The sequence below is a fragment of the Flavobacterium sp. genome (assembly GCF_044341265.1).
Taxonomy (GTDB): Bacteria; Bacteroidota; Bacteroidia; order Flavobacteriales; family Flavobacteriaceae; genus Flavobacterium.
In genome coordinates this window covers 68,531-82,822 of record NZ_JBIISA010000005.1, presented here as the reverse complement: position 1 = coordinate 82,822, position 14,292 = coordinate 68,531, and the positions used below count along the sequence as shown (strand labels likewise).

Annotated in this window: 14 protein-coding genes; 11 read left to right on the top strand and 3 right to left on the bottom strand. The window is 31.2% G+C overall.

Annotation, left to right across the window (positions count from 1 at the left end; all coding sequences use genetic code 11):
- Nucleotides 1–12 precede the first annotated feature (12 nt).
- Both ACIQ06_RS03630 and ACIQ06_RS03625 read right to left on the bottom strand, forming a co-directional pair.
- A complete protein-coding gene (locus tag ACIQ06_RS03630; RefSeq protein ID WP_396143923.1) occupies nt 13–828 on the bottom strand; it encodes a 2,3,4,5-tetrahydropyridine-2,6-dicarboxylate N-succinyltransferase in 816 nt (271 codons plus the stop codon).
- Between the two features lie 65 nt (nt 829–893).
- Nucleotides 894–1,781 (bottom strand): hypothetical protein, encoded by an 888-nt coding sequence (locus tag ACIQ06_RS03625; RefSeq protein ID WP_396143922.1) that lies wholly within the window; start codon nt 1,779–1,781, stop codon nt 894–896.
- Between the two features lie 127 nt (nt 1,782–1,908).
- On the opposite strand from ACIQ06_RS03625, the gene ACIQ06_RS03620 reads away from it, so the two are divergent.
- From ACIQ06_RS03620 to ACIQ06_RS03585, 8 genes are all read left to right on the top strand, one after another.
- On the top strand, nt 1,909–2,487 hold the full coding sequence (locus ACIQ06_RS03620) for an META domain-containing protein (RefSeq protein ID WP_396143921.1): 579 nt from the start codon (nt 1,909–1,911) through the stop codon (nt 2,485–2,487).
- A gap of 120 nt (nt 2,488–2,607) precedes the next feature.
- The gene (gene ruvX / locus ACIQ06_RS03615) at nt 2,608–3,027 is read left to right on the top strand and encodes a Holliday junction resolvase RuvX (RefSeq protein ID WP_396143920.1); all 420 of its coding nucleotides are present in this window, start codon (nt 2,608–2,610) and stop codon (nt 3,025–3,027) included.
- A gap of 39 nt (nt 3,028–3,066) precedes the next feature.
- Nucleotides 3,067–4,545, top strand: a complete 1,479-nt coding sequence (locus ACIQ06_RS03610; protein WP_396143919.1) for a malate:quinone oxidoreductase — start codon at nt 3,067–3,069, stop codon at nt 4,543–4,545.
- Nucleotides 4,546–4,618: 73 nt separating this feature from the next.
- A complete protein-coding gene (gene def, locus ACIQ06_RS03605; RefSeq protein ID WP_396143918.1) occupies nt 4,619–5,206 on the top strand; it encodes a peptide deformylase in 588 nt (195 codons plus the stop codon).
- A 104-nt stretch (nt 5,207–5,310) separates the two neighbouring features.
- Complete coding sequence (locus ACIQ06_RS03600; RefSeq protein ID WP_396143917.1) at nt 5,311–5,829, top strand: DUF5606 domain-containing protein; 519 nt, start codon at nt 5,311–5,313, stop codon at nt 5,827–5,829.
- A 79-nt stretch (nt 5,830–5,908) separates the two neighbouring features.
- Nucleotides 5,909–6,682, top strand: coding sequence for a nucleoside triphosphate pyrophosphohydrolase (mazG, locus tag ACIQ06_RS03595; protein WP_396143916.1), 774 nt, complete (start codon nt 5,909–5,911; stop codon nt 6,680–6,682).
- Between the two features lie 74 nt (nt 6,683–6,756).
- Nucleotides 6,757–8,205 carry an APC family permease gene (locus ACIQ06_RS03590; RefSeq protein ID WP_396143915.1) on the top strand — a complete coding sequence of 483 codons (1,449 nt, stop codon included), beginning with the start codon at nt 6,757–6,759 and terminating at the stop codon, nt 8,203–8,205.
- Nucleotide 8,206: 1 nt separating this feature from the next.
- Nucleotides 8,207–8,509, top strand: coding sequence for an antibiotic biosynthesis monooxygenase family protein (locus tag ACIQ06_RS03585; RefSeq protein WP_396143914.1), 303 nt, complete (start codon nt 8,207–8,209; stop codon nt 8,507–8,509).
- Between the two features lie 2 nt (nt 8,510–8,511).
- Here the strand turns inward: ACIQ06_RS03585 and ACIQ06_RS03580 are convergent, their stop codons facing one another.
- Nucleotides 8,512–9,195, bottom strand: a complete 684-nt coding sequence (locus ACIQ06_RS03580; protein WP_396143913.1) for a Crp/Fnr family transcriptional regulator — start codon at nt 9,193–9,195, stop codon at nt 8,512–8,514.
- Between the two features lie 106 nt (nt 9,196–9,301).
- Between ACIQ06_RS03580 and ACIQ06_RS03575 the strand changes: the two genes are divergently transcribed.
- The 3 genes from ACIQ06_RS03575 (at nt 9,302) to ccoN (ending at nt 14,184) form a co-directional block, all read left to right on the top strand.
- Nucleotides 9,302–11,677 (top strand): heavy metal translocating P-type ATPase, encoded by a 2,376-nt coding sequence (locus ACIQ06_RS03575; protein ID WP_396143912.1) that lies wholly within the window; start codon nt 9,302–9,304, stop codon nt 11,675–11,677.
- Nucleotides 11,678–11,794: 117 nt separating this feature from the next.
- Nucleotides 11,795–11,989 (top strand): cbb3-type cytochrome oxidase assembly protein CcoS, encoded by a 195-nt coding sequence (gene ccoS, locus ACIQ06_RS03570; protein ID WP_396143911.1) that lies wholly within the window; start codon nt 11,795–11,797, stop codon nt 11,987–11,989.
- Nucleotides 11,990–11,991: 2 nt separating this feature from the next.
- Entirely contained in the window at nt 11,992–14,184 is a 2,193-nt protein-coding gene (gene ccoN, locus ACIQ06_RS03565; RefSeq protein ID WP_396143910.1) for a cytochrome-c oxidase, cbb3-type subunit I, read from the top strand.
- The last annotated feature ends 108 nt before the right edge of the window (nt 14,185–14,292 follow it).

Below are 14,292 nucleotides of genomic sequence, written 5' to 3'. Positions count from 1 at the left end.
TTATTTGATAGTTTAAACCGCTACATCATATTCTCTTAAAGCATCATTAAGCGATGTTTTTAAATCGGTTGAAGGTTTTCTTTTTCCGATGATTAGTGCACATGGAACTTGATATTCTCCAGCAGCAAATTTCTTAGTGTAACTACCAGGAATTACAACAGAACGAGCTGGAACAAATCCTTTATATTCAACAGGTTCATTTCCTGTAACGTCAATTATTTTGGTTGAAGCCGTTAAGCAAACATTGGCTCCAAGAACAGCTTCTTTTTCTACTCGAACACCTTCAACAACAATGCATCTTGAACCAATAAATGCTCCATCCTCAATAATTACTGGAGCAGCTTGTAGTGGCTCTAAAACACCACCAATTCCAACACCACCAGATAAATGAACGTCTTTACCAATTTGTGCACAACTTCCTACTGTTGCCCATGTGTCAACCATTGTTCCTTCATCTACATAAGCACCAATGTTTACATAACTTGGCATTAAAATTACTCCTTTAGAAATGTAAGCACCATATCTTGCAACTGCAGGTGGAACTACACGAATACCTTTTTCAGCATAACCTGTTTTCAATAACATTTTATCATGATATTCGAAGATACCAACCTCATGTGTTTCCATTTTTTGAATTGGAAAATACATAACTACAGCTTTTTTTACCCATTCGTTTACTTGCCAACCGTTTTCTGTTGGTTCTGCAACTCTTAGTTTGCCACTATCAAGAAGAAAAATTACTTCTTTGATAGTGTTTATTGTAGTTTCTTCTTTTAATAATTCTCGGTTATCCCAAGCTTTTTCTATTGTAGATTGTATGTTTTGCATAGTGATTAATTTGTCACAAATATAGTTCAATATCGATAAATTTTCTAATTAAAATGATTGAAAAATTATAATTTATAGTCTAAAATTTTCCATTTTCTACCTTTTTGAATTTTGTGAAATTGTTTCTTCCAAAACGACATTTTTTTATAAGCTCTTTTTTCAGAAGATAAATATTCCGGATTTATTTTGTCAATTTCTACAATCATTTCTTCAAATGATTTTGATTTGTTGTATTCAAAAAAATGACTTAAAACACCTCTAAATTCTTTAAAGTACCAATAATGGTGAATATGATTCTTGGACTCAAGAGGTTTCGTTTTCCTTTGAAAAAAATAATTGAATGAAATTTGTTCCATCACAAAAAGTTGATTTTTAGAATATAGTACATCAACTAATTCTTCAACCAATTTAAGTTGACTTGAGTAACTAGAATTAAATCCAATAACACCAGCATTCCAAACCGTAAAATCGGAATCAATTTTTATAGTTTCATTTAATGATGGAATCTTAAATTCACTTTCGTTTTTCAAAAAAGCTTTCATTTTCCTAGCAATTCCACCTTTGTTATCAATTAATTTGCCTTCGCATTTATCAAAATAAATAGCATTAGAATTGATGTTTTCAAAGATTTCAGAACAGTTTTTTGTGAAGTAAGTATCAGAATCTAGATAAAGAAAATTACCTTCATATTTTGATACTACATCTTCGATTACTTTAACTTTTACTCTGTGAACAAAATTATGTTTGCCTTTCCAATTTGTTATTTCATCATCAGAAAGTTGAATATATGTAATGGATTGTGGTAATTTGTTTTTAAAAAAATCTGTAGAATCTGAATAAATAATTATTTGATTTTCATCTGCTTTATGAAATTTAAAGTAGGATAATATAGAGAACAAAAGTTCATTTTGATAAGCAATTCCTCCAAAAGCAAAATAGATAATGTAATTCATAAAAAAATCTAAAATAATTTTGCATCAAATTTAAGTAGTAAAATAGATTTTAAATCATTTAAATTAGGATAAGTTAATATTAAAGACTAACTTTATATATATAGTACTAATAGCTATAACATTTTTTATGAGAAAAATTTTTATTATTATTTCAGTGGTTTTTTTGAGTGTTACAAGTTGTCAAAATAAAGAAAAGACAGAAACTGCAACCGAAAACGACACAATTGTAAATCAAGACGCTACTATGGTAGTAAAAGATACTGTTGTTGTAGACACAACTAAAGTTGATTCATCAGATGTTGAATTATTGAACAAGATGTCTACAAAAACAACAATAAAAACGACAGATCCTTCTAAAGGTAAGTTTGCTTTAGCAGAAACTAAATGGAAGTTGGTAGAATTAAATGGTAAAGCAGTAAAAAGCACTACTAACAAAGACTATTTCATCAATTTAGATTCTAAATCTGGAAAGTTTGCAGCTTATGCAGGTTGTAACAATATAGCTGGAACTTTTGTAATGAAAGCCACAGGAAAATTGGCTTTTTCGAAAGTAATTGCTACCAGAATGGCTTGTCCAAATATGGAATTTGAAAGTAACTTCATCAAAACAATTGAAAAAACTGACAATTATATGATTGAAGGTAAAATGTTGCATTTTCATAAGTCAAAAGGAACAGCTTTAGCAAAATTTGAAGCAGTTAAATAGTTTGTTTTAAATTACAATTTATCAAAAGGTATTCTGTAAAGAGTGCCTTTTTTGTTTTATTTAATTTAGAAAAATTATTTTGACTAATTCAATATCCTATATTTGTATAAAATTTTTAAAATGCCAAGAATTCTAGCCATAGATTACGGAATAAAAAGAACAGGAATTGCCGTTACTGATGATTTTCAAATAATTGCATCAGGTTTAACTACAATTCCATCGGAAACCATTATAGCTTTTTTAAAAGAATATTTTGCTAAAGAAAAAGTTGAAAAAGTTATTGTTGGTGAACCCAAACAAATGAATGGCCAACCTTCAGAAAGTGCTCAAATTATTGAAAAATTTGTTGTCAAATTCAAATCAGAGTTTCCTCAAATGAAAATGGAACGTGTAGACGAGCGATTTACTTCCAAAATGGCTTTCCAAACTATGATTGATAGCGGATTAAAAAAGAAACAACGCCAAAACAAAGGTTTAGTAGACGAGATTGCTGCAACTATAATGCTTCAAGATTATTTACTACGATATAAAATTACTTAGAATTTTTTTAACTCGAAACTTGCAACTCGCAACAAAATTATGAATCAACCTGATGTAATTCTTATCGGAACTGGAATCATGAGTGCCACTTTGGGTGTTTTTCTAAAAGAATTGCAACCTGATATCACTATAGAAATTTATGAAAGATTGGATAAACCAGCTCAAGAAAGTTCCTCGGCTTGGAATAATGCAGGAACTGGTCATTCTGCTTTTTGCGAATTAAATTATACGCCTCAAAATGAAAATGGCATTATAGAGGTAAAAAAAGCCATCAAAATTGCAGAACAATTCGAAGTAACACGTCAGTTTTGGAGTTATTTGGTTGAGAATAATAAATTGTCAAATCCTGAAAATTTTATTCATTCCATACCACATTTGAGTTTTGTTTGGGGTAAAGAAAATGTTGAGTTTCTTCAAAGACGTCACCAAGCATTAATTCAAAACCCACTTTTTTCAGAAATGAAATTTAGTGCCGATTTGGAACAATTAAAATCGTGGATGCCTTTAGTAATACAAGATAGGAGTGAAGCTGAAGCTGTAGCAGCTACAAAAATGGATTTTGGAACTGATGTTGACTTTGGCGAATTGACAAAAAGAATGCTTGATTATTTGTCAAAACAAGATGGCGTTTCAGTTCATTATAATCATGAAGTAAAAAGAATAAAGAAAAAAGAAGATAAGATTTGGCGTTTGAAAATCAAGGATTTAAATTCAGATGAAAAAATAAAATCGGAAGCTAAATTTGTTTTTATTGGAGCAGGCGGAGCATCATTATTGCTTTTGCAAGAAGCCGATATACAAGAAGCTGAAGGTTATGGCGGATTTCCTGTTGGTGGACAATGGTTGAAATGTAATAATGAAGATGTAATACAAAAACATCATTCAAAAGTTTATGGAAAAGCATCTGTTGGTGCACCACCAATGTCGGTTCCACATTTAGATACACGAATTATTAATGGTAAAAAAGAACTTCTTTTCGGACCATTTGCAGGTTTTTCAACCAAGTTTTTGAAAAATGGTTCCTATTTAGATTTATTAGATTCTATTGAATTGGATAATATAAAACCAATGCTTTATGCAGGATGGAATAACATGCCTTTGACAAAATATTTGATAGAACAAGTAATGCAATCAGACGAAAATCGAATGGAAGCTTTACGCGAATATTTTCCAAATGCTGCAATGGATGATTGGGAATTACTCGATGCTGGTCAACGTGTTCAAGTCATCAAAAAAGACGAAAAAGAAGGCGGAACCTTAGAATTTGGTACAGAAATTATAACTTGCTCTGACGGAACTTTGGCGTGTTTACTTGGCGCATCACCAGGAGCTTCAACAGCTGTATCGGCAATGATTGATGTTTTAAATCGATGTTTTAAAGAAGAAATGAGTTCAATTGCTTGGCAAGAAAAATTAAAAAAAATGATTCCTTCATTTGGAAAACCTTTGAATGAAAACCCTGAATTATGCAAAGCAATTAGAGAAAAAACAAGCAAAACCTTGAAATTACAACACTAATTTATTTTTTTAATTACTTTTGCACTTTGGATTCAAAAAATCTAAAATCTAAAATCAGAAATCTAATATAAGAATGATATTACCAATAGTTGGCTACGGCGATCCAGTTTTAAGAAAAGTATGTGAAGATATCACTTCAGAACATCCAAATTTGCAAGAAATCATCGCAAATATGTATGATACTATGTATAATGCCTATGGTGTTGGTTTAGCTGCGCCACAAGTAGGTTTGCCAATTCGATTATTTGTAATTGACACCGAACCTTTTAGTGATAGTGAAGATTTAACGAAAGAAGAACAAGAACAATTAAAAGGATTCAAGCAGACATTCATCAACGCCAAAATGTTGAAAGAAGAAGGTGAAGAATGGGGTTTTAATGAAGGTTGTTTAAGTATTCCAGATGTTCGTGAAGATGTTTACCGAAACGAAACCATCACAATTGAATATTTTGATGAGAATTTTAACAAAAAAACAGAAGTTTATGATGGCTTGATTGCCAGAGTAATACAGCACGAATACGATCATATTGAAGGAATTTTATTTACGGATAAAATATCTACACTAAAACGTACGTTAATTAAAAAGAAATTACAAAATATCATGGATGGTAAAGCAAGACCAGATTATAAAATGAGATTTTGTAATAAAAAAGGAAGATAGTTTTAGATAACAGATTTTAGATTTCAGAAAAAAGAAATTTATTATTGCTATTGAAATTGAAGTTTTATAATATATTTGCCACCGCTTAAAATAATTTTTAGAAAATGAATGTAGAAAAAATATTAGCCATTTCAGGAAAACCAGGTTTATTCGAATTGAAAATTCAAACGCGTTCAGGTTTTGTTGCTGAGTCATTATTAGATGGAAAAAAGATTACAGTTGGAATGAAAAGTAATGTAAGTTTACTTTCTGAAATTTCAATGTACACACATACTGAAGAAAAACCTTTAGTTGAAATTTTACGTGCCATTGCAGTAAAAGAAAATGAAGGGCCAGCAATTTCTCACAAAGAAGATAATGCTAAATTGATTGCGTATTTTTCTCAAATTGTACCAGATTATGATGAAGATAGAGTATATCCATCAGATATCAAGAAAGTATTGAATTGGTACAATATGCTTCAAGGAAAAGGAATGGTTTCTAAAGAAGAACCAAAAGTAGAAAACGCTGAATCTGTTAAAGAACAAGTGGTTGAAGAAGTAACCCGAGGCAAAGCCGAACTGAGCGAAGCTAAAGCTAAAAAAGAAACTGCTGAAAAACCAAAAGCTAAAGCAAAAAAATAGTTAATTACTTTTTTATAAATACAAATCCTATTGCTCAAATTGTGTAATAGGATTTTTTATTTTTACAAAAATCAAAATCATGAATTCAAGACAACAACAACTCGATGCTTTCAATAGATTATTAGATATTATGGACGATTTGCGTGCCAAATGTCCTTGGGATAAAAAACAGACTATAGAAAGTCTTCGTCATTTAACCATTGAAGAAACTTACGAATTGGGTGATGCTATTCTTAATAATGACTTGCAAGAAGTTAAAAAAGAATTAGGTGATTTGTTGTTACATATTGTGTTCTATGCCAAAATAGGTAGTGAAACTAATGACTTTGATATGGCTGATGTTTGTAACGAAATTTGCGATAAGTTAATTCATCGTCATCCTCATATTTACGGCGATGTTGAAGTAGCCGATGAAGAAGAAGTAAAACAAAATTGGGAAAAACTCAAACTTAAAGAAGGAAAAAAATCAGTTTTAGAAGGAGTTCCAAAAGGTTTACCAGCATTAGTAAAAGCTTCTAGAATTCAGGATAAAGTGAAAGGCGTTGGATTTGACTGGGAAGAACCACATCAAGTTTGGGATAAAGTACAAGAAGAATTACAAGAACTTCAAGTAGAAATAGCTTCCGGAAATCAAGACAAAATTGAAGCCGAATTTGGAGACGTATTATTCTCAATGATAAACTATGCAAGATTCTTGAAAGTAAATCCTGAAGATGCTCTAGAACGTACTAATAAAAAATTCATTAAGCGTTTTCAATATCTTGAAAGTAAAGCATCTGAACTCGGAAAACCATTAATGGATATGACTTTAGCTGAGATGGATGTTTTTTGGAATGAAGCGAAGAAGTTGTAACTACAATATTTTATAATTCTTTTGATTATTTAAAAATACTTATATTTGAAAACTAACCAACCAAAAACTAACCAATGTCAGAAGTAAAACACGAATTAAAACGTTCCTTAGGATTAATTGATGCCACAAGTATTGTTGCAGGTTCCATGATTGGTTCTGGAATATTTATAGTTACAACACAAATGGCAAAAGATGTAGGTTCGGCTGCATGGATTTTGGTAATTTGGTTAGTCACTGGTTTACTTACAATGAGTGCAGCATTGAGTTATGGAGAACTTGCAGGAATGATGCCAAATGCTGGCGGACAATTTGTGTACATTCAACGTGCTTATGGGAAATTAGCTTCATTTCTATATGGTTGGACCGTTTTTACCGTTATTCAAACTGGCGTAATTGCTGCAGTTGCGGTTGCTTTTGCCAAGTATTCGGCAGTATTTTTTCCGGTTTTAGATACCGAACTTATAAAAATTGGCGATAGTTTCGTTTTTACCAATAAGCAAATTTTAGCCATGGCTAGTATATTATTATTAACTTACATAAATACTAGAGGAGTTAAAACAGGTAAATCAATTCAATTATTTTTTACTTCAACCAAATTGATTGCTCTTTTTGCATTAATTATTTTAGGATTGTATGTTGGCTTAAAAACGGATGTTTTATCCAACAATTTTGCAAATATGTGGGATGCCTCAAAAACCATAGTAAATCCAGACGGAAGTATTACTGTTACAAAATTAGTCGGAATTGGTTTAATAGGAGCAATGGGTGCTACAATTATAAATTCACTTTTTTCAAGTGATGCCTGGAACAATGTTACTTTTATTGCTGGCGAAATTAAAGATCCCAAAAAGAACATTCCACGAAGTTTGTTTTTAGGAACTTTAATTGTAACTATCATTTATATTTTAGCCAACGTAGCTTATTTGGCTTTACTTCCAATAAATGGAACTCCCGATTCAGGAAGTGTTTTAGGAAACGGAATCATGTTTGCCAGCGAAGATAGAGTAGGAACTGCTGCAGCCAATATGATTATGGGAAATATTGGTGTTTTTGTAATGGCTGGATTAATCATGATTTCAACTTTTGGATGTAATTCAGGATTAATTTTATCTGGAGGAAGATTGTTTTATGCTATGGCAAAAGACAACTTGTTTTTTAAAGCAGCAGGTGATTTAAACGATAAAGATGTTCCAGCAAGAGCACTTTGGTTACAATGTTTATGGGCTTGTATACTTTGTATTTCTGGTAAATATGGTGATTTACTTACTTATGCCACATTTGCATCACTTTTGTTTTATATTTTAACTATCTATGGAATTTTTATTTTAAGAAAAAAAGAACCTAATGCAGAGCGTCCTTATAAAGCATTTGGTTATCCAATAATTCCAATTTTGTATATTGTAGTTACTACTTTGATTTGTATCTCTTTATTGATTTATGATACTAAAAGTACTGGTTTAGGACTTTTTATTGTGGCATTAGGAATACCAGTATATTATTTGTTTTTGAATAAAGAGAAATAAAATGGATTTACCTTATTATGCCGTTATTTTCACATCAAAACGCACTTCAGTTGACGAAAATTATTCTGAAATGGCAGATAAGATGGTTGAATTAGCGCAGCTACAAGAAGGATTTCTTGGTATTGAATCTGCTAGAAACGAGATTGGTATTACAGTTTCTTATTGGAAAACATTAGAAGATATTAAGAATTGGAAACAAAATTTAGACCATCTTGATGCCCAAAAATTAGGCGTTTCAAAATGGTATGAAAATTATACAGTAAGAATAGCTTTGGTTGAAAAAGAATATAGTTTTGAAAAATAAACTTATTCAGACATTCTTTTCAACTTATTTCTGTCAACAATAGCGATTTTTTTACCAATTAATTCAATCAATCCAGTTTTGTTGAATTCAGAAAGTAATCTAATGCAACTTTCTGTTGCAGTTCCAATCATTCCTGCAAGTTCTTCTCTTGATAATTGAATGTGAAGCGAACCATCCTCATTTTTACCAAAAGTATCTTCAAGATGCAATAACGTTTCCGCTAAGCGTTCTTTTACACTTTTTTGTGCTAAAGAAACCATGTGATCATCGGCATCTTTCAAGTCTCCACAAATGGTTTTCATGACGTTCATAGAAAATTGATTGTTCTCATTGAAGAATTCCATAATTTCCTTTTTTGGAATAAAGCATACTTCCATATCTTCAAGTGCAACAGCACTTAAATTAGTAGGTTCTTCACTTATTAAGGAACGTTGACCTAATAATTCTCCGGGTTTTACCAATTTTACAATTTGATCTTTACCATTGGCACTCAACTTTGTAAGCTTGCAAACGCCATCTTTAATACAGAAAATACCATTAGTAGTTTCTCCTTCTTCAAAAATCGGTTCTCCTTTTTTAATAATGTAAGAGGTCTTACATTCTGCCATTTTAAGAAGTTCTTCTTTATTTAATGCCTTAAGCGAGCTAAATTGTCTAACGATACATTGTTCACATTTACTACTCATGGGAGATGTTTTAATTGGTTTACAAAATTACAAATTTGTATGACAAATATCATATTTTAATTCTCTTTTATGTGTGACTTTTGTTACAGGTAAAATGAGCAAATTTATGGACACAAAGAATTGTTTCCATTGTGGTAATGAAATTATAAAAAAAGACGAAGTTCTATTTGATGAAAAAAGTTTCTGTTGTAATGGTTGTAAGACTGTTTACGAGATTTTTAGTCAGAATGATATGTCTTGTTATTATGATTTTCAAGCATCTCCTGGTGCAACACCACTGGATATTAAAGGTAAATATGATTTTTTAGACAATGAAGAAATTGTTACTAAACTTCTCGAGTTTCAAGAGGATGCAACCGCTATTGTTTCACTCTACATTCCTCATATACACTGTAGTTCGTGTATTTGGATTTTGGAAAATCTACAAAAGCTTCAATCAGGAATAAGTACTTCTCAAGTTAATTTTGGTGAAAAGAAAGTTAGAATTAATTTCAATTCTGAAAAAACTTCGCTAAAGCAAATTGTAGAAATGTTGAGTTCTATTGGATATGAGCCATACATTTCTTTAGAAAATTTTGATGAAGGAAAAAAGAAAGTAGATCGAACCTTAATCTATAAAATAGGAGTAGCATTTTTCTGTTTCGGAAATATCATGCTACTATCGTTTCCCGAATATTTTGAAGTAGAAGAATTTTGGATTAATCAATATCGTGGGTTTTTCCGATGGTTGATTTTTGCACTTTCACTTCCTACATTCATTTATTCTGCTAGTGGATATTATGTTTCTGCTTGGAAAAGTATAAAATCAGGACTTTTAAATATCGATATTCCTATTGCTTTGGGAATTGTGGTAATGTTTATTCGAAGTACTGTCGATATTGTCTTTGATTACGGACAAGGTTTTTTTGATAGTATGTGTGGATTGATTTTCTTTATGTTACTCGGAAAATTATTTCAGATAAAAACTTACGATTTTCTTTCTTTTGAACGTGATTATAAATCCTATTTTCCAATTGCAGTTACTAGAGTTGCTTCTGATGGTAGCGAAGAATCGGTTCAAGTTTATGATATTGTAAAAGGAGACAGATTATTAATTAGAAATCAAGAATTACTTCCAGTTGACGGAATTTTAATTTCTCCTAATGCATCCATCGATTATAGTTTTGTGACAGGTGAAGCAGTTGCCATTGAAAAAAAATCAGGCGATAAAGTTTTTGCAGGAGGAAAGCAGTTAGGAAAAGTAATCGAAATGGAGGTACTTTTTTCTGTATCCAATAGTTATTTAACTCAATTATGGAGTAATGATGTTTTTCAAAAAAGAGTCGAGCAACAGCATAAAACCATTACCGATAAAATTAGTCGCTATTTCACACCTGCTTTGTTAGGATTGTCCATTGTGTCTTTTTTATATTGGGTTTTTATTGATGTTACCACAGCTTTTAATGTCTTTACAGCTATTCTAATTGTGGCTTGTCCATGTGCTTTAGCTTTAACAGCGCCATTTACAATGGGTAATGTTTTACGAATTCTCGGAAACAGAAAATTTTATTTAAAAAACGCATTAGTTGTAGAACAATTAGCAAAAGTTGATAGTATAGTTTTTGACAAAACAGGGACCATTACAACCAATGAAAAAACGGCAATTACCTATGAAGGTTCTGAATTGAATTCCGCGGAATTGCGATTGTTAAAAAACGTTTTACGAGGTTCTAATCATCCATTGAGCAGAAGATTGTACGATTTTATTCCCAATCAAGAAAAGTTGGATACTACAAGTTTCGAAGAAATAATCGGAAAAGGAATTTTTGCTGAAATCGAAGGGTTTAAAGTAAAATTAGGTTCGTCCCAGTTCTTAAAAACCATGACGGAAAACACCCATAAAAAAACCAAAGTACATGTCGAGTTTGATGAAGTTTACAAAGGAAGTTATGTCTTTAATAATCAATATAGAGATGGTTTGGAGCGATTATTTGAACAACTTTCTAAAAAATACAATCTAATAGTTTTATCAGGAGATAATGATGGTGAACGTAAAATTTTGGAAAAAATGTTGCCTTCTAATACTTCTTTGGTCTTTAATCAAAAGCCTGAACAAAAATTACAATACATAGAAAGTTTGCAAAAAGAAGGTAAAAATGTAATGATGATAGGTGATGGACTAAATGATGCAGGAGCTTTAGCACAAAGTAACATTGGAATCTCAATTTCAGAAAATGTAAATGTCTTTTCACCTGCCTGCGACGGAATTTTAGACGCATCTCAGTTCGATAAAATAGCTTTTTTTATGAATTATTCTAAAAATGCTATGAAGACAATTTACATGAGTTTTGGTTTGTCTTTATTGTATAATGCTGTAGGATTGAGTTATGCAGTTTCAGGAAATCTTTCTCCAATTGTTGCGGCTATTATTATGCCATTGAGTACAATAACTATTGTGAGTTTTGTTACAATAATGACCAATATATATGCAAGAAAAAGATAATTATATATAACTTTTGAGAATAGAAAGTCAATATTTTTAATGTAATAATTCAAGTATGATAAATATCATATTTTATAAATAATGGGTAAAGTAATTTTGTTAACACAAATTTAAGGTATGAGTGTCATTTATATATTAATCACAGTAAGTATTACAGTTGCTATATTTTTCTTGGTTGCTTTTATTAAAGCGGTTAAATCAGGACAGTATGACGATGATTATACACCATCAGTCAGAATGCTTTTTGACGATGAACTTCTCAAAGAAACTAACAAAAATCAAATACAAATAACAGACGAAAAACAATTATAATTATGGACAAACAACAATTTTATTACGACAACAAAATTGTAAGAAACTTTCTCTATGCCTCAATAGCATTTGGTGTCATTGGGATGTTAGTAGGGCTTTTAGTTGCTTTCTTATATTTATTTCCGCATTTAACTGATGGAATACCTTGGTTAAGTTATGGTAGATTAAGACCACTTCATACAAATGCAGTAATTTTTGCATTTGTTGGAAATGGTGTTTTTGCTGGATCTTATTATTCTATGCAAAGACTTTTAAAAGCGAGAATGTATAGTGATTTCCTGAGTAAGTTAAATTTTTGGGGTTGGCAACTTATCATATTAGGAGCTGCTATTACACTTCCATTGGGTTATACTTCTTCTAAAGAGTATGCAGAATTAGAATGGCCATTCGATATTGCAATAGCAATTGTTTGGGTTGCATATGGTATAAACATGATTGGAACCATTATTAAAAGAAGAGAAAGACATATTTACGTTGCTATTTGGTTTTATATTGCAACTTTCGTTGCTATTGCTTTATTGCATATTTTCAACAATTTAGAAATCCCAGTAAATTTTACAACATTAAAAAGTTATTCTGTTTATGCAGGTGTTCAAGATGCTCTAGTACAATGGTGGTATGGTCATAATGCTGTTGCATTTTTCTTAACAACTCCTATATTAGGTTTGATGTATTATTTTGTACCAAAAGCCGCAAACAGACCTGTCTATTCTTACAGACTATCCATTATTCACTTCTGGTCTTTAATCTTTATTTATATTTGGGCTGGACCTCACCATTTATTATATTCTACATTACCTGATTGGGCTCAAAATCTTGGAGTTGTATTTTCAGTTATGTTAATTGCTCCATCATGGGGAGGTATGATTAATGGTTTATTAACTTTAAGAGGTGTTTGGGATAAAGTTCGTACAGATGCTGTATTAAAATTCTATGTGGTAGCCATTACTGGTTATGGTATGTCAACTTTTGAAGGGCCTATGTTGTCTCTAAAAAATGTTAATGCTATTGCTCACTTTACAGATTGGATCGTAGCTCACGTTCACGTAGGTACATTAGCTTGGAATGGTTTTATGACTTTTGGTATGGTATATTGGTTAATTCCAAGATTAACGAAAACTACATTATTTTCAGATAAACTTGCTAATTTCCATTTTTGGATTGGTACTTTAGGTATTATTCTTTACACTCTACCAATGTATGTTGCAGGTTTCACGCAAGCTTCTATGTGGAAACAATTTAATCCAGATGGAACACTAGTTTATGGTAACTTCCTTGAAACTGTAACTCAAATTATGCCAATGTATTGGATGAGAGCCATTGGAGGAACTTTATATTTAATTGGCCTATTAGTTTTAGTATATAATATTATCCAAACTGTTAGACAAGGTTCTCCTGTAGAAAATGAATTAGCAGAAGCACCAGCTCTTGTTAGAATTAGTCCAAGACAGATGAAAGGTGAAGGATGGCATGCTTGGTTAGAAAGAAAACCTGTACAATTTACATTGTTAACAACTTTAGCTGTAGCTGTTGGTGGTATTGTTCAAATTGTTCCAATGTTGGTAGTTAAATCTAATATTCCTACAATTGCTGCAGTAAAACCTTATTCACCACTAGAACTTCAAGGTAGAGACCTATACATAAGAGAGGGTTGTAACAACTGTCACTCTCAAATGATTCGTCCTTTCCGTTCAGAAGTAGAGAGATATGGAGATTATTCTAAATCAGGAGAATATGTTTATGATCACCCATTTCTTTGGGGTTCTAAAAGAACAGGACCAGACTTGCATAGAGTTGGAGCAAAATATAATGATAACTGGCACTTTAATCATATGTGGGATCCAAGAAGTACTTCACCTGGTTCTATAATGCCAGGATATAAATGGATGTATGATAACAAAGCAATGGATAATTCTTTGATTGAAGATAAAATGAAAGTTATGGTAACTTTAGGTGTTCCTTATTCAGATAGTGATATCAAAAATGCCTTAAAAAGTATTGACGAACAATCGTCTAAGATTGAGAAAAATCTTTATAACGATCCTGATTTTGTGAAGTCATATGAAGATAGTAAGAAAAATGCTGCTGTAAAAGGAGAAGTTTTTGTTCCAATGAAAGATAGAGAAATTGTTGCTTTAATTGCTTATTTGCAAAGATTAGGAACTGACGTAAAAGTTAAAAACAATAACAATTAATTACTATGTTAAAGTTTGTAAAACATAATATGGAGACAATAGATGGGGTTGCAATATATCCCATCATTTCACTGTCAATTTTCTTTGTTGTATTCGTTTCTTTCTTTA

Bases quoted from the DNA above. Each gene is read 5' to 3' on its own strand.
- ACIQ06_RS03630 (WP_396143923.1), bottom strand. From the start codon at position 828: ATGCAAAACATACAATCTACAATAGAAAAAGCTTGGGATAACCGAGAA.
- ccoN (WP_396143910.1), top strand. From the start codon at position 11,992: ATGGACAAACAACAATTTTATTACGACAACAAAATTGTAAGAAACTTT.
- ACIQ06_RS03580 (WP_396143913.1), bottom strand. From the start codon at position 9,195: ATGAGTAGTAAATGTGAACAATGTATCGTTAGACAATTTAGCTCGCTT.
- mazG (WP_396143916.1), top strand. From the start codon at position 5,909: ATGAATTCAAGACAACAACAACTCGATGCTTTCAATAGATTATTAGAT.
- ACIQ06_RS03590 (WP_396143915.1), top strand. From the start codon at position 6,757: ATGTCAGAAGTAAAACACGAATTAAAACGTTCCTTAGGATTAATTGAT.
- ACIQ06_RS03575 (WP_396143912.1), top strand. From the start codon at position 9,302: ATGGACACAAAGAATTGTTTCCATTGTGGTAATGAAATTATAAAAAAA.
- ACIQ06_RS03620 (WP_396143921.1), top strand. From the start codon at position 1,909: ATGAGAAAAATTTTTATTATTATTTCAGTGGTTTTTTTGAGTGTTACA.
- ruvX (WP_396143920.1), top strand. From the start codon at position 2,608: ATGCCAAGAATTCTAGCCATAGATTACGGAATAAAAAGAACAGGAATT.
- def (WP_396143918.1), top strand. From the start codon at position 4,619: ATGATATTACCAATAGTTGGCTACGGCGATCCAGTTTTAAGAAAAGTA.
- ACIQ06_RS03625 (WP_396143922.1), bottom strand. From the start codon at position 1,781: ATGAATTACATTATCTATTTTGCTTTTGGAGGAATTGCTTATCAAAAT.
- ACIQ06_RS03610 (WP_396143919.1), top strand. From the start codon at position 3,067: ATGAATCAACCTGATGTAATTCTTATCGGAACTGGAATCATGAGTGCC.
- ACIQ06_RS03600 (WP_396143917.1), top strand. From the start codon at position 5,311: ATGAATGTAGAAAAAATATTAGCCATTTCAGGAAAACCAGGTTTATTC.
- ACIQ06_RS03585 (WP_396143914.1), top strand. From the start codon at position 8,207: ATGGATTTACCTTATTATGCCGTTATTTTCACATCAAAACGCACTTCA.
- ccoS (WP_396143911.1), top strand. From the start codon at position 11,795: ATGAGTGTCATTTATATATTAATCACAGTAAGTATTACAGTTGCTATA.